Origin of the sequence: Burkholderia reimsis, assembly GCF_003294055.1 — a bacterium.
Classification (GTDB): domain Bacteria; phylum Pseudomonadota; class Gammaproteobacteria; order Burkholderiales; family Burkholderiaceae; genus Burkholderia; species Burkholderia cepacia.
This window is the reverse complement of the sequence record NZ_QMFZ01000020.1, coordinates 67,750-90,448: the sequence shown is the minus strand read 5'-3', so window position 1 is coordinate 90,448 and position 22,699 is coordinate 67,750. Positions and strand designations below refer to the sequence as shown.

Sequence of the window (22,699 nt, the reverse complement as noted above, 5' to 3'; positions counted from 1 at the left end):
GCTACGTCAAATATCCGGCGACGCAGGGATGCGAAAAAACGTCATTGCCGGGCAAATCCTTTCGAAATCCTTTCTTTCATGCGTCGGCGCTGCGTTTCATGTCTGATGAAACAGGGTGGTTCGAAGCCGTGCGATCGCGCCTGAACCGGCTCGGCGCGACTCCTGTCCACCGGACGAACGCGCGGCGAAACGCCTCCTCGCCGCCGAACCCGAGATGCGCGGCAATCCGCGCGACCGGCCAGTCCGATTCACGCAGGCAGCGTTGCGCGGCTTCGGCGAGACATTGCTCCTTCAGCGCGTGATAACCGGTGTGCTCGGCCGTCAGCCGCCGCCGCATCGTCGCCTCGCTGACGCCGAGCCACGCGGCCAGTTCGGCGAGCATCGGCAACGCCTGTTCATGCGCGAGTGCCGCATCGAGGAAACCGCGCACCTGCTGCGTCCACGACACGACGGCCGGTGCCGCATCGATCAGGCGAAACGGAAAATCGACGAGAAACGCGTCGAGCTCGGCCGGCTGCCGGATCACGTGGCACGCGAGTCGCGCCGCATCGAACGCGAAACCGTAGGTCTTGCGGCCCACTTCAACCGGCGCATTGAACAGTCCGAGCAACGGCATCGCGTCGTCGCGGCGCGGATGGCCGAGCCACACGTCGGTCGGCCGCAACGGCTGCCCGATCAGCCAGCCGAACAACTGCAGGTAGCAGAACAGCCCGGTCAGGTCGACCAGGCACGCGGCCGGGCTGCGCGTACGCCGCAGCGAATCCATCCGGAACAGCGCACGCCCGTCGCGCACCGCAAGCGTCAGGTGACCGGCGCGCGGCTGCAGCATTTCGCAGAACTCGGCCGCACAGCGGATCGCGTCGGCGAGCGTCGCGCAACTCAGCAGGCAGCGGCACATCAGGTCGACTTCGCGCTTGCGCATCGGCGGGTGACCGTCGCCGCGCGCGACCCGCGCCTCGAGCCGCTCGATCGCGTCGCGGTACAGCGCGACGAAATCGCCCGGTGTCGTCGCCGGTCGAGGTGGCTGCGCATCGCGGTCGGCCGGCTGCGCGCCGCTGCGCGTGAGTTCGCTCAGCAGGCGCGCGCCGAGGCCCGGCAGGATACGGCCGCGGGCCGGCATGGCGCGCTGTTTCATGAGTTTCCCGATCTGATCGTTGCGACAGGGGCCGGTGAGCGGGCCGGTAGGGGCCCGCTCATCGCCGCCACGCAAGAATGCTATCCACGCCGGCCGCCCGCGGCCTCGCCGGAACGGCGTAGGCCGGCCGCCGATCCCCGTCACGAACGACCACGAACGACCACGAACGACACGCGAATGATCCAGATCGTAGACGAAATCACGCTCGCGCCCGAGCGCATTCCCGACGTGCTTGCACTGCTGCGCGACCGCTACCTGCCGGGCCACGCGGCACGCGGGCTGACGGCGGCTGGCCACTGGGTGTCGCCGCCCGTCGCGGTGCCGGGGCAGCCGAGCACGCTGTGGCTGACCTGGCACGTGGCCGATGCGCCGGCCTACTACCGGATGCGCGCGCTGACGGATGCCGGCGTGGTGAGTTTCTGGATGGCGGTCGACGCGCTGTGCGACGTGCGCCGCCGCCATGTGATGGCGGACGCCGATGCACCGCTGCCCGCGCTGACGGAGGTCGATCATGCGGCATGACACGGCACAGGTGTTCGTGTCGGCGGATTGCGACGCCGGTGGCATCGAACGTGCGTTGCATGAAGCCGCGCACGCGCTGGCCGGCGCGAAACGCGTGGCGCTGGCGCGCAACCAGGACGGCAGTTGGGGCGCGGGCGCCTACACGCTCGACGTGCTGCGCGACGATTCGGCGGCCAATGGCACCGCCAACTGCGTGGCCGACTGCGCGGCCGACGGCACGGCGGATTTCGCCGCGCTCGCGCAACTGCCGGGCATCGTGCGCATCGACGGCGCCGTGTGTCGCGCGATCGGCGGCGGCCTGCGCGAACCCGCGCTGCGCGACGGCGTGTGGCGCACGCTGATGCTGCGCGTGCGGCCGCAGGCCGGCGCCGAGCAGGTCACCGCGCTCGAACGCGAACTGCTGCGCATGCCCGCGTTCATGCCCGGCATCCGCAACTGGCGCCTGAGCCGGATCGCGACCCCGGGCGCATGGACACACGTGTGGCAGCAGGAATTCGCGCACGTCGGCGATCTGCTCGGCGAATACCTGATGCATCCGTATCACTGGGGCTGGGTCGACCGCCGGTTCGATGCCGAAAGCCCCGACTGGACCGTCGATGCGATCTCGCATGCGTTCTGTCCGCTCGCGTCGAGCCTGCTGGCCGAGACGGCGGCGTGATGCGGCGCGAACGTCAAGCCGACAACACCCCTGGAGACACGAAGATGCGAGCCCTGTTGATCGACCGCGCCGGTCATTCCGACGCGTTGCGGATGGCCGACGTGCCGGCACCGACGCCGGGCCCCGGCGACGTGCTGATCCGCGTTGCCTTTGCGGGCGTCAATCCCGCCGACTGGAAATGCCGCGAAGGCTACCTCGGCGCATTCATGCAGTACACGTTTCCGTTCGTGATCGGCTTCGACGCGGCGGGCGTGGTCGAAGCGGTCGGCGACGGCGTCGACGGTTTCGCGCCCGGCATGCGGGTGTTCGCGCAAACCGACGTCGGCGCGGGGCGCTGGGGCGCGTATGCGGAATACGTGGCGGTGCGTCACGACTCGGTCGTGCGCGTGCCTGACGCGGTGAGCCTCGCGGAAGCCGCCACGGTGCCGACCCCCGCGCTTGCCGCGTGGGCCGGCCTGTTCGACGACGGCGGGCTGAAGGCCGGACAGACCGTGCTGGTGCACGGCGGCGCGGGCGCGGTCGGCACGTTCGCGATCCAGCTCGCGGTGCAGGCCGGCGCGCGGGTCTCGGCGACGTGTTCCGCGCGCAACCGCAAGACGGTCGAATCGCTGGGCGCCGCGACAAGCATCGACTATCGCGCGCAGGACATCGCGGCGGCGCTGCGCGCATGGGCGCCCGGCGGGGTCGACCTCGTGCTCGACGCGGTCGGCGGCGACACGCTGCCCGACGCGCTCGACCTGCTGGCACCGGGCGGCACGCTGGTGAACATCATGACGCTCGCACCGGGCGATGCGCAGCGGCTGGCCGCGACGGCCGCCGAAGCCGCCCGGCGCGGCCTGCGCACCGCGATGACCTACAGCCGGATGCCGAGCGGCGCCACGCTCGGCCGGATCGCGGCGCAACTCGAGCGGCGCGCACTGCGCGTGCCGCGCTTCGACCGATTTCCGCTCGAACAGGCGGCCCATGCCCTCGATCTCGTTCAAACGGGCGAGGCGAAAACGAAGCTGGTGCTTCATGTTGCGGATATCGCCGGTTGAGCGGCCCGCACGCCCATCACAGGAGACAACGATGACCGATACCCGAACCGGCGTACTGGCCGGCAAGTGCGCGCTCGTGACCGGCGCAAGCCGCGGCATTGGCCGTGCGATCGCGCAGCGCCTGGCATCCGAAGGCGCGACCGTCGTCGTGACGGCACGCAGCCTCGCGCAATCGGCCACGACCGCCGGCACGCTCGCCGAAACGGTCGCGCTGATCGAGGAGGGGGGCGGTCGCGCGATCGCGCTCGCGGCCGACCTGTCGAACGCGGCCGAGCGCGACGCGCTCGTCGGGCGCGCGGCGCAGGCGGTCGGCGGCCTCGACATCCTCGTCAACAACGCAGGTGTGGCGGATTATGCGTGCGTCGACGCGATGCCGATGACGATGTTCGACACGACGATCGAACACTATCTGCGGATTCCGTTCGCGCTGGCGCAGGCCGCGATCCCGCTGATGCGTGCGCGCGGCGCCGGCTGGATCGTGAACGTCGGCTCGGTGACGGCGCTGCCGCCGCTGCGCCCGTTCGACGATTTCTCGCGTGCGGGCGGCGCGACCGTCTACGCGGCGGCGAAGGCGGCGCTGTCGCGCTTCACGCAGGGGCTCGCGGCCGAACTCGAAGCCGACGGCATCGCGGTGAATCTCGTCGCGCCGAGCACGGCGATCCGCACGCCGGGCGCCGCGCGCTACATCCCCGAAGGCTATCCGACCGAGGATGTCGCGTATCTCGCGGAAACCGCGCTCGCGCTGTGCAGCCTGCCGGCGCGCGAACGCACCGGCCTCGTCACGCACAGCCTGCATTTCCCGCTCGCGCAGCAGCTCGCGGTGCATTCGCTCGACGGCCGCACGGTGCTGCCGCCGCCGGTGATTCCCGCATATGCGCATCCCCACATCGACCCGACAGGACTCTGATCGACATGACGAACCCGATTCGCTTCGACGGCGGCACCGCCGTGATCACCGGCGCGGCCAGCGGCATCGGCAGCGGGCTTGCACGCCATGCTGCCGGGCTCGGCATGCGCGTCGTGCTGGCCGATCTCGACCCGGCGAAGCTCGACGCATTCGCCGCGACGCTCGACGCCGACGTGCTGTGCGTGCCGACCGACGTCAGCCGGCCGGAAGCCGTCGACGCGCTGGCGGAAGCCGCGTGGCAGCGCTTCGGCGGCGTCGACCTGCTGTTCAACAACGCGGGCGTGATGGCGACCGGCTTCAGCTGGGAAATTACGCCGGAGCGCTTCGAGCGCAGCTTCGCGATCAACGTGCACGGCGTGCTGAACGGGATCCGCAGCTTCGTGCCGCGGATGCTCGAACGCAACGTGCCGGCGCGCATCGTGAATACCGCGTCGGTGGGCGGGTTCCTGCCGAGCCCGCTGATGTCGCCTTATTCGGCGACGAAATTCGCGGTGGTCGCGCTGACCGAATCGCTGTACGGAGAACTGAAGATGCTCGGTGCGCCGGTCGGCGTGTCGTTGCTTGCGCCTGGCCCCGTGCAATCGGGCATCTTCAACGACCCGTTCGGCGCGGTGCACGACCGGCCCGAAGTGCGCGGCTTCGTCGACACGATGCGCTCGATGCTGAACGCGCACGGGCTCACGCCCGACGCGTTCGCCGAGCGGGTGTTCGACGGCATCCGTGCCGGGCGCTACTGGCTGATTCCGCAACCGGAGACGATCGACGGCGCGCTGCAGCGGCGCACCGACGACATTCTGGCCGCGCGCGATCCGTCGTTGCCGTCGTTCTGAGGGCCGGGCGGCAGCGGCGTCCGGCGCGGGCCGTCACATGTGCGTGCCGGAATGCGTGCGACCGCTCGGGTCGCCGCCGCGATCGGGGGGCGTATTGTTCTGATCGATCTTCGCGAGGATGAAGCCGGCGTGCGGCAACGCGGCGGGCGAGCGGTGCGTCGCTTGCGCGACGGCGTCGTGCGGCGACTCGGCGGGAAAACCGGATGACGTCACGCCCGGTTGAGCGAACGCCGAAAGGGAAGCGGCCGCCAGGGCGGCGGCGACGATCGCATGCGTTTTCATGGTGGCTCCTTCACGACTGACTGCGGGACAACGTAATCAGTCTAGGGCGCGAAACTTAACGCGGCGTGAAGGAGCGATGCGGCGGGATGCGGCGCGGATCACGGCATGGTCATGCGCGCCGCGATGGTCAGGCCGACGCCGACACCAGCGTGCAGAAGTTCTCGAGATCGACGTTGCCGCCGCTGATCACCACGCCGACGCGCTTGCCCTGCAGCGCATCCTTCATCCGTCGCACGGCGGCGAACGACAGGCAGCCGGTCGGCTCGACCACAATCTTCATACGCGTGGCGAAGAAACGCATGCAGTCGACCAGTTCCGCGTCGGTCGCGGTGAGGATGTCGTCGACGTCGCGGCGGATGATCGGGAACGTCAGGTTGCCGAGGTGCTGCGTCTGCGCACCGTCGGCGATCGTGCGCGGCGTGTCGATATGCACGATCGCGCCGGAGCGGAACGATTGCTGGCCGTCGTTGCCGGCTTCCGGCTCGACGCCGTACAGCGTCGCGTTCGGCGACAGCGCGCGCGTGGCGAGCGCCGTGCCCGACAGCAACCCGCCGCCGCCGAGCGGCGTGAATACCGCGTCGAGCGGGCCGACTTCGTCGAACAGTTCCTTGGCCGCCGTGCCCTGGCCCGCGATCACGTCCGGGTGGTCGTAGGGCGGGATCAGCGTGAGCCCGTGTCGCGCCGCGAGATCGCGCCCGATCTGCTCGCGATCCTCGGTGTAGCGGTCGTAGGTCACGACCTTGCCGCCGTAGCCGCGCGTCGCGGCGATCTTCGCGGCCGGCGCGTCCTGCGGCATCACGATCGTCGCGGGAATGCCGAGGATGCGCGCCGACAGCGCGATCGCCTGCGCATGGTTGCCGGACGAGAACGCGACGACGCCGTTGCGGCGCTGCTCCGCGTCGAAGCGCGACAGCGCGTTGAACGCGCCGCGGAACTTGAACGCGCCCATGCGCTGCAGGTTCTCGCACTTGAAGAACACCTGCGCGCCGAGCGCTTCGTCGATCGTCCGCGACGTCATCACCGGCGTGCGGTGCGCATGGCCTTCGAGCCGGGCCGCGGCGGCGGCAACGTCGTCGTACGTGGGGAGAGTCGGAGCGTTCATGGTCGTTTGGGGTCGGAAAGGTCAGTCAACAGGGACGCCGCGCGCACGGCGCGCCGGAATCCGGAATCATTTCGCATCGTTGTAGACGGTCGCGCGCGAGACGCCGAGATGCTGCGACACGATTTCCATCGCGCGGCGCACTTCGAGGAAACCGTCGGCCTTCAGCGCCTGCATCAGCTCGCGGCGCTGGTCGGTCTTCAGTTCGCGCGGCGTCGTCGCGAGGCGCATCGCGAATGCGTCGATGCGTTGCCGGATCGCGTCCGCGCCGGCCGGGTCGAGCGTTTCGGCGACGGCTTCGCCGTCCGTGCTGCAGAACTGGTTCAGCATGCCCTGGAAGCCGCGGAACAGCGTGGTGTCGGCGTTCAGGCACAGCGCGGCCACGTAGCGGCCGGTCGAATCCTTGATGCCGATCGACGTGCTTTTCGCGGTGCGGCCGTCGGCGAAGCGGTTCGGGTAGTTCGCGAGCACTTGCGGGAAATCGTCATCCGCGATGCGGGCGAGGCCGAGCTCGGTCGCGGGATCGCCGACTGCGCGTCCCGACAGGTTGTTGTGGATCGCGAGAATCGCGTGCTTCGGCGTGCGCAGGTCGTGAACCACGACCTCGGTGAACGGCGCGAACATCGCGCCGAGCCCTTCGGCAATGCGCTGCACCTGTTCGATCAGCGATGCCTGCTCGGACGGCGCCTTGTTCCGGGTGGTGGTCATGGTGGTTTCGCGTTTGGTGTTCGGATCGATGCGAGGGTGCCGGGAAACGGGCGACCGGCGGCGGGCGACCGGCGGCCGGCGGGTTACTCGCCGTCCGCCGCTTGCGGCCGCGTGATGTCGGCGAGCAGCGGCTGCGCGATCCGCACGTAGTCGGCCGAGTCGAGTACGACGGAGCGGTCGAGGCGGCCCGCGTTGAATGCAATCTCGGTGTTCTGTTCGACCAGTGCGGGATCGACGACGAGCGTCACGCCGGCGTCGAACACGAACGGCGGCACGGCGCCCATCACGCAGCGCGTGACGGCGGCCGCGAGATCGGGCGATGCGAGTGTCGCCTTGCGACGGCCGACCGCATCGGCGACCTTGCGGAAATCGATCTTCAGGTGGCCGGGAATCACCGCGAGCGCAGTGGCGTCGCCGCCGTCCTTGAACGTGCACAGCATCGCCTTCGCGCCCTGTTCGGGCCGTGTGCCGCGCAGCGCGGCGATCGCGTCGGATTTTCCTTCGGCCGGATGTTCCAGCACGCGGAATCGTGCGCCGGACGTGTTCAGCAGATCGCAAAGCGTGTCGAAAACGGGGTAGTCGCTCATGTCGTTCCGGGCAGGCGGGGCCGGGGAATCGAGGCGCGCCAGGGGCGAATGCTTCGGCGCGCCAGTCGATGGATTGTCCAATTATAGACGTTTTGTCATGGGCGTGGCAAAGGTGCGCGCGAGTGGGGCGTGGAGGGCGCGGCGGGTGGAAAGGGGATCGACAAACAGTTGCGTTGCGCAATGTTGATGAGCGCCGGGGAATTGCCGGCGCGCGGCCCGTTGAAGAATGAGGATTTCGGGTGAGGGGAATCGCGACGGGGGGGCCGGCGCCAGCGTCATGCCGCCGGCCAGGGCGGGAACGCGCGGATCCCCCGCGGTTACTTCGTCAATCCTCGCTCCTCCCATCGGTCCCAGGTCTTCAGGGCTTGACGGGCCGCCCTGCCGAACAGGAACGACAGCGTGTCGCTCTTCATCGACATCGATTTGCGGTTCACGATCCAGAAGTCCGTCAAGGCCGTTTGCTTCCCGCTCAGCATGTCCGCGATCGTCCGGCCGTTGAGGTGCGTCAGGGCGACGCCGTGACCGAAACATCCACCCGAGTAGATGATGCGTTCGTCGTCGATGAAACCGATTTTCCGCGACGATGGAGGCCTACGCCAATACGTACGACAGTGTCAGCGCGGACACGTCGCTGACAGCCGAGGGCCGCCTGGAGAAAGTGGTCAGGTTGTTGCTCGAGGACGGCAAGCAGCCCCGGACGCAAAGCCTGTTCGTGAACTTCTGGGCACTGGCGCAGACTCAGGAGTTCGCGCGGAAAATGCTCGAAGAGGGATACGGGTTTCAACGGCGCGTGATCGCCGGATTCATCGAGGCCGTGAACCCGGCGCTGTCGCAAGCCGCGCTCGCGAGGCGAGCCGCGCTGGTTACCGCGCAGATCGAGGGGCTCATCGTGTTGATACCGCAAAGAAACCGGTTCCCGTCTGATATCAAGGGAATCGAGGACGATGCGGTGATGGCCGTTCTGGCTTTAGCCAAGGCGCCATGAATTGAATCGCTGCGATGCGGTTCGACGTCTCCGGCATCGGCTCGAGTGGTCGAAGCCCGTCGAGTCGGGCGCAGAGACGTTGATGCGACGAAACTTGCTTGCAACTGGCTGGAAACAGGATCTATAAGGAGAACACGGGCAATGTCGATCGGCATGCAGGAAGCGCGCGGAGATGATTCATCCTTTGGGCGGCGAGACTCACGCGCCCGAAGAAGCAGGAAACTCGACTTTTCCATCCAGACGGTGCTGACGCTCGTCCTGGCGCTGGTTGCGCACTGCGCGTTTGCGTCGAGCAACGTGACCGACGACGAGCAGCAACAAGCGGCGTTGCGTACCCTGATGGGCACGGACCCGGCCCCGGCGGACAGTGTCAAGGGTGTCGCGCTGTCACCATGGGCGCATGGTCCATCGGCTTCCGGGCCGCTTTGGGTCGTGGCCGCATTGGTCCAGCGCCCGAGCGAGACCGTCGACGCGGAGTTGTGGACAGGTGTGCTGACCCGCGACGGGCAAGGGTTCCGCCTGCTCGCGAGCGATCGGAGCGAGCGCGTCGATACGTCGCCGATGTTATGGAGTGCCTTCCTGGCCATGGACGTCATTCCCTACCGCATCAGCGCGCAGGAAACCGCCTTCGGCGTGCTCTTTGGCAACAACTACACGTCGACCGCACATAGCGATTCGACCGGGATACTGAACCTGTACCGTTATCGCGATGGTCGCGTGACGCCCGTCTTCTCCGCGCTTACCGACTGGTCGACCTATGACAAGGACGGGGCGGCGGAATGTGAGGAGAAGAATGACGGAAAACGCGGGAAGCCGGGCGATGCACAGCAGGATTCCTGTGATGCGGAAAATACGACGGAGACGCATTACGTGCTGTCGTTCAGTCCTCACATGACGAACGGGCACTACGACCTCCTTGTGCGCCCCAAGGGAAAGGCCGGGTCGGGCAAGTCCGCGCGTTTTACCTGGAACGGGAAGACGTATCAGCCGCGCCGGTTCACGGGTGACTGACGGGCAAGAACGGGGCGGCCTCGGTCAATTGCATCCGACAGGCGTCGGCCAGGTACGACGGCTTGAACGAGCCGCTTCCGTCGTTGGCAATTGATCGCCGTGTTGCCAGGACGTCGTGGCTATCCCAGGAAGACGTCGAGGGCTTCATGCGCGGCCGGGGCCGATGGTGACGGCGATGTTCGCAAGCATCACAATGGCTTTCGCCCTTCATTCGAGAGATCCTTTAAATACCATGCAGACGGAAATCGAAGCGCCGGGCCCGGCCGGCCCGTTGAAAGGCACGCTGTTATCCCCGGGTTCCGGCGATGCCCCGGTGGTGCTGATCGTGCCGGGCTCGGGCCCGACCGACAGGAACGGTAACGCGCCGAACGGGATTCAGGCGTCAACCTACCGATTGCTCGCGGAAGGATTGCGCGATAAAGGAATCGCGTCGGTTCGAATCGACAAGCGCGGCCTGTACGGCAGCGCGTCGGCGATACCGGATGCCGATGACGTCACGATCGACGAGTACGCGGCCGACGTCCGTTCGTGGGTCGCCGCCATTCGCGCGCGGACGGGAGCTTCCCGCGTGTGGCTGTTGGGGCATAGCGAGGGCGGATGGGTGGCGTTGTCGGCTGCCCGGCAAATGGACGACATCGACGGCCTGATCCTGGTATCGACGGCAGGGCGCCCGCTAGGGCCCGTGTTGAGGCAACAACTGCAATCGAACCCGGCAAATGCGCCGATTCTTGCCAATGCAATGTCGATCCTCGAATCCCTGGAGGCAGGTGAACGGGTAGACGCGGCCAGGATCGACCCGGCACTCATGCCGTTGTTCAGGCCGCAAGTCCAGCGCTTCCTGATGAGCGAGTTGACCCTCGATCCGGCAGCGCTGGCGGCCGGTTACATGAAGCCCGTGCTTATCGTGCAGGGGGCGCGGGATATCCAGGTCGTCGTACAGGACGCGGAACTTCTGAAGCAGGCCAATCCGCGGGCCGAAATGGCGCTGATCGCCGACGCCAATCATGCGCTCAAGACGGTTCGCACGTCGGCGCTGCAGGAAAACCTCGCCGCTTATTCGAACCCGGATCTGCCGCTGGCGGATGGCGTGGTGGCGGCAATTTCGGCGTTCGTGCATGCGGCGACGAACCGGTGCCAGTTCCAATCGAATCCGGTTGATCCGTCAGGGCGGCCTTTATCGAAGCAGGCACCGGTCAAATGACGTCGAGTGTCTGCTGACGGGAAGCGGGCATGGTCACGTCAGCCAGCTTCGGTCGTACGCATCGATCGGGCGTTCGCCAGCACGCGACATTCGACGGACAAACGTCAATCGCCGGCAATCGTGCGCCGTCAACGATTCAGATAATCCGTCACGCGCGCCTGCAAATGCGTGATCGCATCAGTGAGCTGCAGATACGCGTCGACATCCATCAGCGTCCATTCCTGGCCTTCATTGCCGAAACGGATCGCGGCGATTTCCGTGGAGCTCAGCCAACCGGCGAAGAACCAGTGTGGCAGGCGGTCGGGCCGGCTCGACGGATAGACCCTGGACCAACCTATCCGGCTGCCCGGTATCGTCAATCCGAATTCCTCATGGAGTTCACGCAACACGCATGCTTCGGGCGTCTCGTTACCTTCCCTGCCTCCGCCGGGCAAGTCCCACAGGCCGGGAAACGGGATGTCGGGCTTGTCGTCACGTCGATAGACGAGGATGTCCCGGTCCTTGAAGAGCGCAATCTTCGAACCACTGAAGGGGGCAGGCGATTCCATGCATGATCCATATCGTGGAAGCAGGGCTGTCAGTGTAGATTCTCGGGTATCGACGCGTACGCTCGATTTGATATAAGCATCCGTGTGGCACGACAGCGATGTCAGGGCGCGGTACGGCCGATACGGCCGTTGAACGTTGAAAGTTGGAAATCGAACATGAAGACTTTTGCTGTAAGGAACGGCCAATGGGGACTCCGGTATCACGATCTCCCCGGGCAAGGGATACCGACATTCTTCGTTCACGGATTGGGGTGCGCGTCCTCCTGCGATTATCCGGGTGTCATGGCACAGCCTGCTTTGTCGGGGCATCGGGCGGTGCTGGTCGATCTGCCTGGATTCGGGTTCAGCGATCGGCCCGTGGACTTTTCCTACACCATTCAAGACCATGCCGGAACGATCGTGGCACTCGCCGATCATCTGGCGCTGTCGTCGCTCAACCTGTTCGGTCACAGCATGGGGGGCGCAGTGGCGATCGCCGCATCGATGCAGCTCGGTGAGCGGGTGCGACATCTCGTGCTGGGTGAGCCCAATCTGGCGCCTGGAGGCGGCTTTTTCAGCAGGAAAATCGCGGCGATGACAGAGGTGGAATATGTGCAAGCCGGGCACGCCGCACTGATCGCCGAATCCGCCGCCGACGGCAGCGATATCTGGGCTGCTTCGATGTCGGCCAGTGCTCCGTATGCAGTTCATCGAAGTGCCGTGTCGCTCATCGAGGGCAGTCATCCAAGCTGGCGCGAGCAGCTCTGTGCGATGAAGATGCCGAGAACCGTTTTGTTTGGCGCACGCTCGCTGCCCGACGTCGACACCGAACGTCTTCCCGCGGAAGGGGTGAACGTCGGCATCGTGGAAAACGCGGGTCATTCGATGGCCTGGGAGAATCCGGCCGGGCTCGCCTTGGCGATCCGGCAGGCGCTCGGGTAACCGGAAAACCGGCGTCGGCAAGTGTGCCGTCATCGACGCGACCAATGCCCGTTCGGCGTGTCCGCTTTCGTAACCGGCTGCGAGCAGTCGATCGATACCGGGCCACGACAACAGAAAACGAGCCATGACAAACCTGATTCGATTCCGTGTTCGACCGGTATTTCACGGCAGTGATCTGCTGGTCGAGGTACTCGATGATCATCGTGCAGCGGATTTCCCGAGCATCGCCGCGATCCTGCAGGATGCGCTGCATGCTGTCGAGGTTCCGCATCCGCACGGCCTTGATGAACCCGTGGTCGCAATGTTTCACGACCGCTACTTCAGCTATTGGACCTACGCGCGGGGCCACTATGAAATTGACGACGATATCTGGGGACTGTTCGTGACGGCGTCGATCGACAACTCATCCGTTATCGCGGACATCGAAAGCGCCCTCCTGTCGACGGGGAAGTTCGTCAAGGAATACGTGGATTTCCGCAAGTTCGAGTGAGTTGAAGGGGCCGGGAAAGCCTGTTCGGCAATATCGAACGACAACTCCCGGCGCCGGCAAGGATCGCCCCACGCCCCCCGATCTCACCCCCGCACTGCCTTCACCACATACTGGCTCGTCGGCACCACATCGATCTTGTCGAAGTCGATGAAGCGTCCACAGCTGTCCATCATCTCGGCCACATTGCGCTGGAATTTTTCGTCATCGCCGACCGCATCGAAAAACGCATGCGGATCGGTCATCGCCGCGGCGGGAAAGCATTCCTCGACGATCGCGTCGTAACCGGGCGCCGCATGCGTGAGCGCGCGCACGACGACGTTCTGCACATACAGGAAATTGTCCTGCGTATCGATCGCGACGCGCGTGTGATGTCCGTGCCACACGTCGAGCCATGCTTCGTGCGTGAGGCGCGGCGGCCGCTTCAGGAACGCGAGCTGCGAGAAGCCCATGGTGCGCTCGCCCGGCCGTGCTGGAAAGCGCGTATTCGGAATCGGTTGCGACTCCGTGACGAGATACGCAGCCATGTGCGGGACGACCGCACGCACCGCGTCGTCGAACGGCTGCCGAAACATCGCGTTCGCGCTATCGACCCACACCGCGACGATCCCGTCGATGCCCGGGTGCGTGTTGGTCTGCTTCAGGCCGGCGGCCGGCGCGACGTCCGCATCCGCTACGTTCACCTGCACGCCGTGCGCACCGAGCGACAGCAGCTTGTCGGCGAGTGGCGCGCGCACCGAGCGGCTCCACTGATCGGGCGCAGCCTGCGCGTCGCGCCACAACACGTAAATGACTTTCTCCATTGCTCCGGCTCCAGAGGGTAATGACGGGATCGGCGGCGTTGCCGCCGGGGTTCAGGAAGCGATTTCAGGCGATCCGGCCGACGGGTGTGCGTCCGGCGCGAACCGGTTCGCGGTCAGCGTGAACGACGGCGGAATCGGCGACGTGACGGTTTCGAACAGGCGTTCGTGGCGCGTCGCGTGAATGCGCCACGCGCCATCGCGTTTCACGTACTGGTCGTCGTAGAACGCAGTGCCGTGCAGCAGGTAGTTGTCCTCGAGATTGATCGCGTGGTCCTCGAGAAACCACACGCCGCACGCATGATCGGCCGAGACCAGCGTGAGCTCGGGGTGATGGCCGTGATGCATCGTCAGGAAAGTCGGCTTGCCGATCAGCTCGCGCAGACTCGACACGAACGCGTCGCGGCCGTCGTACACGTAGCGGCCGCCGTACAGGCGGGCCTCGCAGTCTTCGGTCAGGCAATCCGCGAGCAGCGCCCAGTCGTGCGTGTCGACCGCGCGGAAATACCGGTACTTCAACTGTCGGATCTGCTCGTACTCATGGAGCGTGCGGGTCGTGTCGTCCATCGCCGGGTCTCGTGGTGGTGTCGTTCGATGGTAGGAACGAAGCCGACTGCATCACATCGTCTGTTCGGACGAACGCGCCGTCCGCATGCGCCCCGCGCTGCGAGGACGAATCGCCGGTTTCATCCGAACGGGTGATGGCCGACGCATCGCGCGGCGGTAACGTGGCATCGACGCGGCCATCGAACCGCGCCGGCACCGAACAAGGAGACAGGATGACCCTCATCGAATCGCTGGAAGCGCGTGTGCGCCGGCTCGAGGATGCCGACGCGATCCGCCGGCTGAAGGCGCGCTACTTCATGTGCTGCGACCGCAAGGATTCCCAAGGGATGCGCGACTGCTTCGCGCCCGGCCACGTGCACATCGACTACGGCCGCATCGGCACGTTCGACACGCGCGACGCGCTCGTCGACGTATTCGCGCAACTCGGCTGCCATCCGCACATCGTCGAGATGCATCACGGCGTGAATCCCGAGATCGACGTGCTCGACGACGTGCATGCGCGCGGCACGTGGGGCCTGCACTACCAGGTGATCGACACGAACGCGCGAACGCTCACGCAGCTCGGCGCGTACTACGACGACGAATACCGGAAGGTCGACGGCGAATGGAAGATCGCGGGCACGCGCTGCGTCGTCACGTCGACGCTGTCGGCCCGTTACGAAGGCGATGCGCCGGGCGTGCTGTTCGCCGGTGCACAGCCGCCGGCCGCCTGACGCACGCCAGCGCCATGCACATGACGCACATTCCACAGGAGACATCGAACATGACACAGAACCACGATGCGCCGGTCGCCGTCGTGACGGGCGCATCGCGCGGCGCGGGCAAGGGCGTCGCGCGCGCGCTCGGTGCGGCCGGCATGACCGTCTACGTCACGGGCCGCTCGCAGAACGAAGGCGATGCGCCGCTGCCCGGCACGATTCACGAGACCGCACGCGAGATCGATGCGCTCGGCGGCCGCGGAATCGCGGTGGCGTGCGACCACGCGGACGACGCGCAGGTGAAGGCGCTGTTCGAGCGCGTCGAACGTGAAAGCGGGCGGCTCGACATTCTCGTCAACAACGCGACCTACCTGCACGATCAACTGATCCTGCCGGGCCCGTTCTGGGAGAAGTCGCTCGACCTCGTCAACATCCTCGATGTCGGGCTGCGCTCGGCCTATGTCGCGAGCTGGCACGCGGCGGCGCTGATGGTGAAGCGTCGCAGCGGGCTGATCGCGTTCACGTCGTCGTTCGGCGCGAGCTGTTACATGCACGGGGCGGCCTACGGCGCGCAGAAATCAGGTGTCGACAAGTTCGCGAAGGACATGGCCGTCGACCTGAAGCCGTTCGACGTCGCGGCCGTGTCGATCTGGATGGGCCCGCTGCGCACCGAGCGCACGACGCGCGTGTGGGAAGAACACCCGGATCTGTACAAGGAATTCTCGCTCGTCGCGGAAAGTCCGGAATTCACGGGCCGCGTGATTCACGCGATCCATGGCGATCCGCAGCGCATGGGGTTGTCGGGGCAGGTGCTCGTCGGCGCGGAAGCCGCGCTGCAATACGGCATCGCCGATCTCGACGGCAAGCAGCCGCCGTCGTACCGCGAACTGCTCGGCGGGCCCGTGCAGGCCCATCCGGCGATCGTCGCCTGAGGAGCGCACATGGGCATCCTGAAAGGCAAGATCGCGCTCGTGACGGGCGCGGGGCAGGGCGTCGGCCAGGGCGTCGCGCAGGCGCTCGCGTCGGAAGGCGCGCACGTTGCGGTGGTCGGTCGTACCCGCGACAAGCTGCTCGCGACCTGCGAGGCGATTCGCGCGCGTGGCGGCGTGGCCGAGCCGTTCGTGTGCGACGTGATGAACGCCGCGCAGATCGTGACGTGCGTCGACAGCGTCGTTGCGCGCTTCGGCGGCGTGCAGATCCTGATCAACAACGCGCAGGTCGTGCCGCTCGGCTGCCTGCTCGACGTCACCGATGCGGATTTCCTCGCGGGGCTCGAGTCGGGGCCGATCGCGACGCTGCGCATGATGCGCGCGTGCCATCCGCATCTGAAGGGCGACGGCGTGATCGTCAATTTCGCTTCGTCGGCCGCGGTGCGCTGGGATGCGTCCGGCTACGGCGCGTACGCGGCGACCAAGGAGGCGATTCGTGCGCTGACGCGCGCGGCTGCCTGCGAGTGGGGCGGGGACGGGATCCGCGTGAACGCGGTCGCACCGCATGCGTTGTCGCCGGGCCTGAAAGGCTGGGTCGACGCGAACCCGCAGGAAGCCGCCGCGTTTTTCCGCACGATTCCGCTCGGCCGCGTAGGCGACTGCGAGCAGGACATCGGGCGCGCGATCGTGTTTCTGGCGAGCCGCGACGCGGCGTACCTGACGGGCGCGACGCTGCCGCTCGACGGCGGGCAGGCGTACTGGGGCTGACGGCGGCGGCTGACGGCGGAGGCGCGCGGCACCGGCCGCGTGCCAATCATGATCCGGCAAGCGCGTGCACGCCTGCGCGCGGCGACCGGCAAACCGTAATCGAAGAGAGGACGACATGGGTCGACTGGAAGGAAAGGTAGCGATCGTCACGGGCGGTGCGCGTGGCATGGGCGCGGCGACGTGCCGGCTGTTCGTCGCGGAGGGCGCGCGCGTCGTGATCGGCGACGTGCTCGATGCGGAAGGCGAAGCGCTCGCGCGCGAGCTCGGCGATGCGGCGCGCTTCATGCGGCTCGACGTCGCCGACGAAGCGAGCTGGGTGCGCGTGACCGAAGCGACGGTCGAGCAGTTCGGCCGTATCGACGTGCTGGTGAACAATGCGGCCGTGCTGACGTTCGGCGGCATCACCGAGCTGTCGAAACGCGATTTCGAGCGTGCGGTGTCGATCAACCTCGTCGGCACGTTCGTCGGGATCCGGACGATCGCGCCGCGCATGATCGCGCAGAAAAGCGGGTCGATCGTCAACATCTCGTCGGTGGACGGGCTGCGCGGCGTGAACGCACTGGCCGCGTATGTGTCGAGCAAGTGGGGCGTGCGCGGGCTGACGAAGGTCGCGGCGCTCGAACTCGGCCATCAGGGCGTGCGCGTGAATTCGATCCATCCGGGCGGCGTGAACACCGCGATGTCGAACCCGACCGGCGCGCCGCTCGAGGAAATCAACAAGCACTATGCGAACGTGCCGCTGCAACGCGTCGGCCTGCCCGATGAAATCGCGCGCGCGACGCTGTTCCTCGCGAGCGACGAAGCGTCGTACTGCAACGGCGCCGAACTGGCCGTCGACGGCGGGATGGCGGCAGGCGCGTATTACCCCGGATTGCCGGGCGCGCCGTTTTGAGCGGGTGGGCCTGCCGCACGTTCTCGTCGGATGTTTGTGTACGCAACCTAATTCAGGGTTTGCCTGACTAGCGAAAACGTGAATTCGCACGGCCCGCGCGCTCGCTGGCCAAACGCGGGCGCGGCGGGCCGGATTTGCCGCTTCCGCGAAACCCTTGTTGGACGGCCGTCCTGGCCGTTTTCACCGCAGAAACGCGCGCAATGGCGTTGTAAAAATAATTCACAGGCAACCGGCGTGCCGGATCGCCGACATAGTTGTTTCTTGTTGCAACGCAACGTTTGCCGAATAACGGCGATGGTATGCTGGTCGCCATGGAGTTGTACGGCAGGTTGCTTGCATGGCGAAACTCGCGTTCGCACCTTCTAACGAGACGTCACCTTCTCTCGCACGCATCGCGGCATCGACACGCGCTCCGCTCGCGTGTCCCGTCCTGCGCGCCGCCGCACCCTGCGCTCCAATCGCATCCCACATCTCGCGGGCTCGCCCCGCATCCCCCATCCTCGCCCAATAATCTGGAGACACCCTCATGTCGCAAAACAATCTGGCCGAAGCAACACACGGCCCGCTGATCGCTCCGCCGGCTTTCGTCAAACATCGCAAGCTGATCGACTGGGTGTCGCGCATCGCGGCGCTCACGGAGCCCGAGCGTGTCGTGTGGTGTGACGGTTCGCAGGAAGAAAACGACGCGCTGTGCCAGGCGATGGTCGACCAGGGCACGCTCAAACGGCTGAACCCGGCGAAGCGCCCGAACTCGTATCTCGCGCAATCCGATCCGTCCGACGTCGCGCGCGTCGAGGATCGCACGTTCATCTGCGCGGCATCGCGCGACGACGTCGGCCCGACCAACAACTGGATCGCGCCCGCCGAAATGCGCGAGACGCTCAACGGCCTGTTCCGCGGCTCGATGCGCGGCCGCACGCTGTACGTCGTGCCGTTCTCGATGGGCCCGCTCGGCTCGCCGATCGCGCACGTCGGCGTCGAGCTGTCCGACAGCCCGTACGTCGCCGTGAACATGCGGATCATGACGCGCATGGGCCGCGAGGTGTATGACGTGCTGGGCGAGGACGGCGATTTCGTGCCGTGCGTGCACAGCGTCGGCCATCCGCTCGAAGCCGGCCAGCAGGACGTGCCGTGGCCGTGCAACCCGGTCAAGTACATCGTGCATTTCCCCGAGACGCGCGAGATCTGGAGTTTCGGTTCGGGCTACGGCGGCAACGCGCTGCTCGGCAAGAAGTGTTTCGCGCTGCGTATCGCATCGACGATGGGGCGCGACCAGGGCTGGCTCGCCGAACACATGCTGATCCTCGGCGTGACGTCGCCGGCCGGCAAGAAGTATCACGTCGCGGCCGCATTCCCGTCCGCGTGCGGCAAGACGAACTTCGCGATGCTGATTCCGCCGCAGGGCTTCGATGGCTGGAAGGTCACGACGATCGGCGACGACATCGCGTGGCTGAAGCCGGGCCGCGACGGCCGACTGTATGCGATCAACCCGGAAGCCGGCTTCTTCGGTGTCGCGCCGGGCACGGGCGTGAAGACCAACCCGAACGCAATCTCGACGCTCACGGAAAACGTGATCTTCACGAATGTCGCGCTGACGGAAGACGGCGACGTGTGGTGGGAAGGGCTGACCGACACGCCGCCCGCGAAGCTGACCGACTGGCAGGGCAACCCGTGGACGCCGGAGATCGGCAAGGAGACGGGCCGCAAGGCGGCGCATCCTAATTCGCGCTTCACGGCGCCGGCCGCGCAGTGCCCGTCGATCGACGACGACTGGGAGAACCCGGCCGGCGTGCCGATCGACGCGTTCATCTTCGGTGGCCGCCGTTCGACGACCGTGCCGCTGGTGACCGAAGCACGCGACTGGGTCGAAGGCGTGTACATGGCTGCGACGATGGGCTCGGAGACGACCGCCGCGGCGGTCGGCCAGCAGGGCATCGTGCGCCGCGATCCGTTCGCGATGCTGCCGTTCTGTGGTTACAACGTCAGCGATTATTTCGCGCACTGGCTGAAGCTCGGCAAGCAGCTCGAAGGCGCCGGCGCGAAACTGCCGAAGATCTACTGCGTGAACTGGTTCCGCAAGGATGCGAACGGCAAGTTCGTGTGGCCGGGCTTCGGCGAGAACATGCGCGTGCTGAAGTGGATGCTCGACCGTCTCGAAGGCACGGGCGGCGGCGGCGAGCATGCGTTCGGCGTGTCGCCGGCGTATGAGGACCTGCACTGGGACGGCCTCGATTTCACGCGCGAGCAGTTCGACGCGGTGACGTCGATGAACGCCGACGAATGGCGTGAGGAGCTGAAACTGCATGCGGCGCTGTTCGACATGCTGAAGCTGCGCCTGCCGGCTGAAATGACCGACACGATGAAGAAGATCGAGCAGCGTATCGGCGCCTGACGGCCCGCATCGACGTTGTCGCTCCGACGTCCCGCCGCCGGCATTCGTTGCCGGCGGCGGGACGTTTTTGCATCCGCGCCGCACACGCGCCGTTTGCCTACTGCGCGCGGCAATGCGCAACGACTTCATCGACCGCACGCTGCACATCGCCGCGCCGGTAGCGCAGCAGCGCGCTGTCGGCGGGATCGGGCTCGTACGACACGACGTTGCCGCGCCCCGTGTAGATCGCGATGTCGGGCAACAGCGGATGCTCCTGGTCGAGCGACGGGACGTCCCGCGGATTGCCCGCCGCGCGGAAGAAGGCCGCGAAGTAGTCGGCGAAGCTGAGGTTCTCGTCGCCGACGAGGTAGGCCTTGCCTGCTTCGCCGCGCTGCAGCGCGCCCCAGATCGCTTCCGACAGCGATTGCGTCGAGATGAAGTTGCTGCCGCCGGCCGGCCCGAACACGGGCAGCCCCGCGAACTGGCCTTGCGCATAGCCGGTGTAGGCAGCGAACATCTCGTTGCGCAGCCCCGGCACCGACCCGACGACGAACGGCGCGTTGACGCTGCAGACGGCGAACGACTGCGTCGCGAGCGCGCGGACACGTTCGTCGGCGAGATGGCGCGAGCGCACGTACGGCACCGTGTCGACGAGCGCCGGCGCGACCTGCGGATAGAAGCTGCCGACCAGCACCGCGCGCTTCACGCCCGCGTCGCGCGCGAGCGCGAAAAAGCGCGGCACCGCGTCGACGTTCGCGCGCTCCCAGTGCGCGGCTTCGTCGGTGCCGGGCGGCAGGTGGCGGATGTCGTTGCCGGCCGCGAACACCACCGCGTCGAACGGCGCGAGATCGTCGCGCGTGAAGTTGCCGGCCACGTAGTCGCGCAGCAGCACGTCGAACTGCGCGAGTGCGCTGCCGGGGGCGGGTGGCTTGCGTGCGGCGAGCGTGACGGGATTGCCCTGCGCGTGCAGGTGCAGCGCGGCATGGCCGCCGATGAGGCCGGTGCCGCCGACGATCAGGATCTTCATGGTGTCTCCGGTAGCGGCGCTGTCGTGCCGCGTGAAATGAACAGGCGGGCGGTGCCGCTCAGAAATTGAAGCCGTTGCCCGTGACGACGGGCATGTTGGTCCAGAAGCCGTTCGGGTCGCGATACCAGCCGGCCGCCGCGAGCGCGCCGCCGTCGACATGCAGCGTCGTGCCGGTGACCCACGCGGCGAGCGGGCTCGCGAGGTACAGCGCGGCCCCCGCGATATCGCCGGCCGTGCCGAAGCGCCCGAGCGGGATCCAGCGCGGGATGTGCTCGCGATGCTCGGCCGCGACCATCGCGCTGACGGGCACCTGCGGCGTCTCGGTGGTTTCGGGGGCGATCTGGTTCACGCGAATACCGGCCGGCCCGAGTTCGAGCGCGAGGCTTTTCGTGAAGCCGGTCAGCGCGGCCTTGAACGACGCGTACACGGTGCAGTTCGGAATGGCGCGAAAGCCTTCGATCGACGACACGCCGACGATGCTGCCGCCCGCGCCGCGCTTGCGCAGCAACGGCAGCATCGCGCGCGTGACGACGAACACCTGGCGCAGGTTCGCGTCGAACAGCCGCGCGATGTCGTCGTCGGTGCAGTCGTCGAACGGTTTCGCGATCTGCAGGAAGTCGCCCACATTGTTGACGAGCACGTCGAGGCCGCCGAAGCGCGCGTCGACGGTTCGTGCGAACGCATCGACCTGGTCGCGGTGCGTGACGTCGACGGTGCCGACGAGCGCGTCGACGCCCGCCGCCTCGAGCGCCTGGCGCACGTCCTGTGCGCGGGCCGGGTCGATCTCGGCTACCGCGACGCGCGCGCCGGCCGCGCCGAACGCTTCCGCACATGCGCGGCCGATGCCCGCGCCGCCGCCGGTGACCAGCACGGTCTTGCCGTTGAATGAAATCATCGATGAACTCCTTTGAACGGGAGGGCAGTGCGTCGCGTCACAGCGACGACACCAGTTGCGCGTTGTCGATCCGCAGCTCCGCACCGTTCACGAAACGCGATTCGTCGGACGCGAGGAACAGCACGAGATTCGCGACGTCCCGCGGGTCGCACATGCGTGCCATCGGATCGCTGCCGATGCCGAGCGCGGCCGGGTCGAGATCGGGCATCAGCGCCTGCGTCATCGGCGTCCAGATCCCGTCCGGATGGATCGAGTTGCAGCGGATGCGGTAACCGCTGCGCTTGCAGTGCACGGCGACGCTGCGCGCAAGCGCCGTCACCGCGCCTTTCGACCCGGTGTATGCGCACATCATCGGCAGCCCGCCGAGCGCGGCGACCGACGACATCATCACGATCGAACCCGGCGTGTCGTTGCCCTTCATCGCGCCGATCGCATATTTGCAGCCGAGGAAATAGCCGTCGGCGTTGGTGCGCATTACGCGGCGCCACGTGTCGAGGCTCGTGTCCTCGATCGAGCCGACCGGGCAGATCGCCGCGTTGTTGACGAGCACGTCGAGGCGGCCGAAACGGTCGAGCGTCGATGCGATCGCCTGTCGCCAGCCGTCCTCGTCGGCGATGTCGTGGCGGACGAACAGTGCGGCGTCGCCGATCTCGCGTGCGAGCGCGCGGCCGGCATCCTCGTCGATGTCGGTCAGCACGACACGCGCGCCTTCGGCGGCGAGCAGCAGCGCATCCGCGCGGCCGACGCCGCTTGCCGCACCGGTGACCAGCGCGACCTTGTTTGCGACTCGATTCATGGTCGGTCGTTTTCCCTTGACGTTGAAAGAAGGCGGGC

Annotated in this window: 27 protein-coding genes; 15 read left to right on the top strand and 12 right to left on the bottom strand. The window is 66.9% G+C overall.

Going from position 1 to position 22,699, the window contains the following annotated elements; all coding sequences use genetic code 11:
* Positions 1–76: 76 nt before the first annotated feature.
* The gene (locus tag DPV79_RS22575; RefSeq protein WP_113046513.1) at positions 77–1,135 is read right to left on the bottom strand and encodes a helix-turn-helix domain-containing protein; all 1,059 of its coding nucleotides are present in this window, start codon (positions 1,133–1,135) and stop codon (positions 77–79) included.
* 177 nt (positions 1,136–1,312) lie between these two features.
* On the opposite strand from DPV79_RS22575, the gene DPV79_RS22570 reads away from it, so the two are divergent.
* From DPV79_RS22570 to DPV79_RS22550, 5 genes are read left to right on the top strand one after another with little or no spacing between them, the layout of a single operon-like run.
* A complete protein-coding gene (locus tag DPV79_RS22570) occupies positions 1,313–1,657 on the top strand; it encodes a hypothetical protein (protein WP_060277331.1) in 345 nt (114 codons plus the stop codon).
* Positions 1,647–2,315: a Dabb family protein gene (locus tag DPV79_RS22565; RefSeq protein ID WP_113046512.1), complete on the top strand. Its 669-nt coding sequence runs from the start codon at positions 1,647–1,649 to the stop codon at positions 2,313–2,315. Before DPV79_RS22570 ends, DPV79_RS22565 begins: the two co-directional genes overlap by 11 nt.
* A gap of 44 nt (positions 2,316–2,359) precedes the next feature.
* Positions 2,360–3,352: an NADP-dependent oxidoreductase gene (locus tag DPV79_RS22560; protein ID WP_113046511.1), complete on the top strand. Its 993-nt coding sequence runs from the start codon at positions 2,360–2,362 to the stop codon at positions 3,350–3,352.
* Between the two features lie 31 nt (positions 3,353–3,383).
* Positions 3,384–4,259: an SDR family NAD(P)-dependent oxidoreductase gene (locus DPV79_RS22555; RefSeq protein ID WP_113046510.1), complete on the top strand. Its 876-nt coding sequence runs from the start codon at positions 3,384–3,386 to the stop codon at positions 4,257–4,259.
* A gap of 5 nt (positions 4,260–4,264) precedes the next feature.
* On the top strand, positions 4,265–5,089 hold the full coding sequence (locus DPV79_RS22550; protein WP_113046509.1) for an SDR family NAD(P)-dependent oxidoreductase: 825 nt from the start codon (positions 4,265–4,267) through the stop codon (positions 5,087–5,089).
* A 33-nt stretch (positions 5,090–5,122) separates the two neighbouring features.
* Here DPV79_RS22550 and DPV79_RS22545 read toward each other — a convergent pair whose 3' ends face one another.
* The 5 genes from DPV79_RS22545 to DPV79_RS43665 form a co-directional block, all read right to left on the bottom strand.
* Positions 5,123–5,371, bottom strand: coding sequence for a hypothetical protein (locus DPV79_RS22545; protein WP_113046508.1), 249 nt, complete (start codon positions 5,369–5,371; stop codon positions 5,123–5,125).
* 127 nt (positions 5,372–5,498) lie between these two features.
* Positions 5,499–6,473 (bottom strand): threo-3-hydroxy-L-aspartate ammonia-lyase, encoded by a 975-nt coding sequence (locus tag DPV79_RS22540; RefSeq protein WP_059484867.1) that lies wholly within the window; start codon positions 6,471–6,473, stop codon positions 5,499–5,501.
* A 66-nt stretch (positions 6,474–6,539) separates the two neighbouring features.
* Positions 6,540–7,178, bottom strand: coding sequence for a helix-turn-helix transcriptional regulator (locus DPV79_RS22535; RefSeq protein ID WP_021162168.1), 639 nt, complete (start codon positions 7,176–7,178; stop codon positions 6,540–6,542).
* Between the two features lie 83 nt (positions 7,179–7,261).
* Positions 7,262–7,765 (bottom strand): YbaK/prolyl-tRNA synthetase associated domain-containing protein, encoded by a 504-nt coding sequence (locus tag DPV79_RS22530; RefSeq protein WP_021162167.1) that lies wholly within the window; start codon positions 7,763–7,765, stop codon positions 7,262–7,264.
* A gap of 317 nt (positions 7,766–8,082) precedes the next feature.
* Positions 8,083–8,217, bottom strand: a complete 135-nt coding sequence (locus DPV79_RS43665) for a hypothetical protein (protein ID WP_256626316.1) — start codon at positions 8,215–8,217, stop codon at positions 8,083–8,085.
* Positions 8,218–8,348: 131 nt separating this feature from the next.
* On the opposite strand from DPV79_RS43665, the gene DPV79_RS22520 reads away from it, so the two are divergent.
* The 3 genes from DPV79_RS22520 to DPV79_RS22510 all read left to right on the top strand — a co-directional run bounded on the left by DPV79_RS22520 (position 8,349) and on the right by DPV79_RS22510 (position 10,962).
* The gene (locus DPV79_RS22520) at positions 8,349–8,750 is read left to right on the top strand and encodes a TetR family transcriptional regulator C-terminal domain-containing protein (protein ID WP_059683644.1); all 402 of its coding nucleotides are present in this window, start codon (positions 8,349–8,351) and stop codon (positions 8,748–8,750) included.
* A gap of 141 nt (positions 8,751–8,891) precedes the next feature.
* Positions 8,892–9,761 (top strand): hypothetical protein, encoded by an 870-nt coding sequence (locus tag DPV79_RS22515; RefSeq protein ID WP_113046507.1) that lies wholly within the window; start codon positions 8,892–8,894, stop codon positions 9,759–9,761.
* A gap of 175 nt (positions 9,762–9,936) precedes the next feature.
* On the top strand, positions 9,937–10,962 hold the full coding sequence (locus DPV79_RS22510; RefSeq protein ID WP_244321799.1) for an alpha/beta hydrolase: 1,026 nt from the start codon (positions 9,937–9,939) through the stop codon (positions 10,960–10,962).
* 128 nt (positions 10,963–11,090) lie between these two features.
* On the opposite strand, the gene DPV79_RS22505 is transcribed toward DPV79_RS22510, so the two are convergent.
* Positions 11,091–11,510, bottom strand: a complete 420-nt coding sequence (locus DPV79_RS22505) for an NUDIX hydrolase (RefSeq protein WP_113046506.1) — start codon at positions 11,508–11,510, stop codon at positions 11,091–11,093.
* Between the two features lie 156 nt (positions 11,511–11,666).
* Between DPV79_RS22505 and DPV79_RS22500 the strand changes: the two genes are divergently transcribed.
* Entirely contained in the window at positions 11,667–12,431 is a 765-nt protein-coding gene (locus tag DPV79_RS22500) for an alpha/beta fold hydrolase (RefSeq protein ID WP_113046505.1), read from the top strand.
* 124 nt (positions 12,432–12,555) lie between these two features.
* A complete protein-coding gene (locus DPV79_RS22495; RefSeq protein ID WP_060061700.1) occupies positions 12,556–12,921 on the top strand; it encodes a hypothetical protein in 366 nt (121 codons plus the stop codon).
* An 83-nt stretch (positions 12,922–13,004) separates the two neighbouring features.
* Here the strand turns inward: DPV79_RS22495 and DPV79_RS22490 are convergent, their stop codons facing one another.
* Complete coding sequence (locus tag DPV79_RS22490) at positions 13,005–13,721, bottom strand: EthD domain-containing protein (protein WP_113046504.1); 717 nt, start codon at positions 13,719–13,721, stop codon at positions 13,005–13,007.
* A 51-nt stretch (positions 13,722–13,772) separates the two neighbouring features.
* Positions 13,773–14,285, bottom strand: coding sequence for a nuclear transport factor 2 family protein (locus tag DPV79_RS22485; protein ID WP_021162156.1), 513 nt, complete (start codon positions 14,283–14,285; stop codon positions 13,773–13,775).
* A 212-nt stretch (positions 14,286–14,497) separates the two neighbouring features.
* Between DPV79_RS22485 and DPV79_RS22480 the strand changes: the two genes are divergently transcribed.
* The 5 genes from DPV79_RS22480 (at position 14,498) to DPV79_RS22455 (ending at position 19,964) form a co-directional block, all read left to right on the top strand.
* Positions 14,498–14,998: a nuclear transport factor 2 family protein gene (locus tag DPV79_RS22480; RefSeq protein ID WP_113046503.1), complete on the top strand. Its 501-nt coding sequence runs from the start codon at positions 14,498–14,500 to the stop codon at positions 14,996–14,998.
* 50 nt (positions 14,999–15,048) lie between these two features.
* Positions 15,049–15,915 (top strand): SDR family NAD(P)-dependent oxidoreductase, encoded by an 867-nt coding sequence (locus tag DPV79_RS22475; protein WP_113046502.1) that lies wholly within the window; start codon positions 15,049–15,051, stop codon positions 15,913–15,915.
* A 9-nt stretch (positions 15,916–15,924) separates the two neighbouring features.
* On the top strand, positions 15,925–16,680 hold the full coding sequence (locus DPV79_RS22470; RefSeq protein WP_113046501.1) for an SDR family NAD(P)-dependent oxidoreductase: 756 nt from the start codon (positions 15,925–15,927) through the stop codon (positions 16,678–16,680).
* Between the two features lie 115 nt (positions 16,681–16,795).
* Positions 16,796–17,572, top strand: a complete 777-nt coding sequence (locus DPV79_RS22465) for a glucose 1-dehydrogenase (RefSeq protein WP_048025179.1) — start codon at positions 16,796–16,798, stop codon at positions 17,570–17,572.
* Between the two features lie 526 nt (positions 17,573–18,098).
* Positions 18,099–19,964 carry a phosphoenolpyruvate carboxykinase (GTP) gene (locus DPV79_RS22455; RefSeq protein ID WP_113046500.1) on the top strand — a complete coding sequence of 622 codons (1,866 nt, stop codon included), beginning with the start codon at positions 18,099–18,101 and terminating at the stop codon, positions 19,962–19,964.
* Positions 19,965–20,061: 97 nt separating this feature from the next.
* Here DPV79_RS22455 and DPV79_RS22450 read toward each other — a convergent pair whose 3' ends face one another.
* From DPV79_RS22450 to DPV79_RS22440, 3 genes are read right to left on the bottom strand one after another with little or no spacing between them, the layout of a single operon-like run.
* On the bottom strand, positions 20,062–20,970 hold the full coding sequence (locus tag DPV79_RS22450; RefSeq protein WP_060319411.1) for an NAD-dependent epimerase/dehydratase family protein: 909 nt from the start codon (positions 20,968–20,970) through the stop codon (positions 20,062–20,064).
* 58 nt (positions 20,971–21,028) lie between these two features.
* On the bottom strand, positions 21,029–21,865 hold the full coding sequence (locus DPV79_RS22445; RefSeq protein WP_113046499.1) for an SDR family NAD(P)-dependent oxidoreductase: 837 nt from the start codon (positions 21,863–21,865) through the stop codon (positions 21,029–21,031).
* A gap of 37 nt (positions 21,866–21,902) precedes the next feature.
* The gene (locus DPV79_RS22440) at positions 21,903–22,661 is read right to left on the bottom strand and encodes an SDR family oxidoreductase (RefSeq protein ID WP_027791663.1); all 759 of its coding nucleotides are present in this window, start codon (positions 22,659–22,661) and stop codon (positions 21,903–21,905) included.
* Positions 22,662–22,699: the final 38 nt, after the last annotated feature.

Excerpts from the sequence above, each read along its gene's own strand:
- DPV79_RS22480 (WP_113046503.1), top strand. The coding sequence starts at position 14,498 with ATGACCCTCATCGAATCGCTGGAAGCGCGTGTGCGCCGGCTCGAGGAT.
- DPV79_RS22450 (WP_060319411.1), bottom strand. The coding sequence starts at position 20,970 with ATGAAGATCCTGATCGTCGGCGGCACCGGCCTCATCGGCGGCCATGCC.
- DPV79_RS22465 (WP_048025179.1), top strand. The coding sequence starts at position 16,796 with ATGGGTCGACTGGAAGGAAAGGTAGCGATCGTCACGGGCGGTGCGCGT.
- DPV79_RS22490 (WP_113046504.1), bottom strand. The coding sequence starts at position 13,721 with ATGGAGAAAGTCATTTACGTGTTGTGGCGCGACGCGCAGGCTGCGCCC.
- DPV79_RS22570 (WP_060277331.1), top strand. The coding sequence starts at position 1,313 with ATGATCCAGATCGTAGACGAAATCACGCTCGCGCCCGAGCGCATTCCC.
- DPV79_RS22540 (WP_059484867.1), bottom strand. The coding sequence starts at position 6,473 with ATGAACGCTCCGACTCTCCCCACGTACGACGACGTTGCCGCCGCCGCG.
- DPV79_RS22530 (WP_021162167.1), bottom strand. The coding sequence starts at position 7,765 with ATGAGCGACTACCCCGTTTTCGACACGCTTTGCGATCTGCTGAACACG.
- DPV79_RS22515 (WP_113046507.1), top strand. The coding sequence starts at position 8,892 with ATGTCGATCGGCATGCAGGAAGCGCGCGGAGATGATTCATCCTTTGGG.
- DPV79_RS22510 (WP_244321799.1), top strand. The coding sequence starts at position 9,937 with ATGTTCGCAAGCATCACAATGGCTTTCGCCCTTCATTCGAGAGATCCT.
- DPV79_RS22555 (WP_113046510.1), top strand. The coding sequence starts at position 3,384 with ATGACCGATACCCGAACCGGCGTACTGGCCGGCAAGTGCGCGCTCGTG.
- DPV79_RS22475 (WP_113046502.1), top strand. The coding sequence starts at position 15,049 with ATGACACAGAACCACGATGCGCCGGTCGCCGTCGTGACGGGCGCATCG.
- DPV79_RS22440 (WP_027791663.1), bottom strand. The coding sequence starts at position 22,661 with ATGAATCGAGTCGCAAACAAGGTCGCGCTGGTCACCGGTGCGGCAAGC.
- DPV79_RS22470 (WP_113046501.1), top strand. The coding sequence starts at position 15,925 with ATGGGCATCCTGAAAGGCAAGATCGCGCTCGTGACGGGCGCGGGGCAG.
- DPV79_RS22500 (WP_113046505.1), top strand. The coding sequence starts at position 11,667 with ATGAAGACTTTTGCTGTAAGGAACGGCCAATGGGGACTCCGGTATCAC.
- DPV79_RS22545 (WP_113046508.1), bottom strand. The coding sequence starts at position 5,371 with ATGAAAACGCATGCGATCGTCGCCGCCGCCCTGGCGGCCGCTTCCCTT.
- DPV79_RS22485 (WP_021162156.1), bottom strand. The coding sequence starts at position 14,285 with ATGGACGACACGACCCGCACGCTCCATGAGTACGAGCAGATCCGACAG.
- DPV79_RS22535 (WP_021162168.1), bottom strand. The coding sequence starts at position 7,178 with ATGACCACCACCCGGAACAAGGCGCCGTCCGAGCAGGCATCGCTGATC.
- DPV79_RS22505 (WP_113046506.1), bottom strand. The coding sequence starts at position 11,510 with ATGGAATCGCCTGCCCCCTTCAGTGGTTCGAAGATTGCGCTCTTCAAG.
- DPV79_RS22520 (WP_059683644.1), top strand. The coding sequence starts at position 8,349 with ATGGAGGCCTACGCCAATACGTACGACAGTGTCAGCGCGGACACGTCG.
- DPV79_RS22455 (WP_113046500.1), top strand. The coding sequence starts at position 18,099 with ATGTCGCAAAACAATCTGGCCGAAGCAACACACGGCCCGCTGATCGCT.
- DPV79_RS22565 (WP_113046512.1), top strand. The coding sequence starts at position 1,647 with ATGCGGCATGACACGGCACAGGTGTTCGTGTCGGCGGATTGCGACGCC.
- DPV79_RS22550 (WP_113046509.1), top strand. The coding sequence starts at position 4,265 with ATGACGAACCCGATTCGCTTCGACGGCGGCACCGCCGTGATCACCGGC.
- DPV79_RS22575 (WP_113046513.1), bottom strand. The coding sequence starts at position 1,135 with ATGAAACAGCGCGCCATGCCGGCCCGCGGCCGTATCCTGCCGGGCCTC.
- DPV79_RS22445 (WP_113046499.1), bottom strand. The coding sequence starts at position 21,865 with ATGATTTCATTCAACGGCAAGACCGTGCTGGTCACCGGCGGCGGCGCG.
- DPV79_RS22560 (WP_113046511.1), top strand. The coding sequence starts at position 2,360 with ATGCGAGCCCTGTTGATCGACCGCGCCGGTCATTCCGACGCGTTGCGG.
- DPV79_RS22495 (WP_060061700.1), top strand. The coding sequence starts at position 12,556 with ATGACAAACCTGATTCGATTCCGTGTTCGACCGGTATTTCACGGCAGT.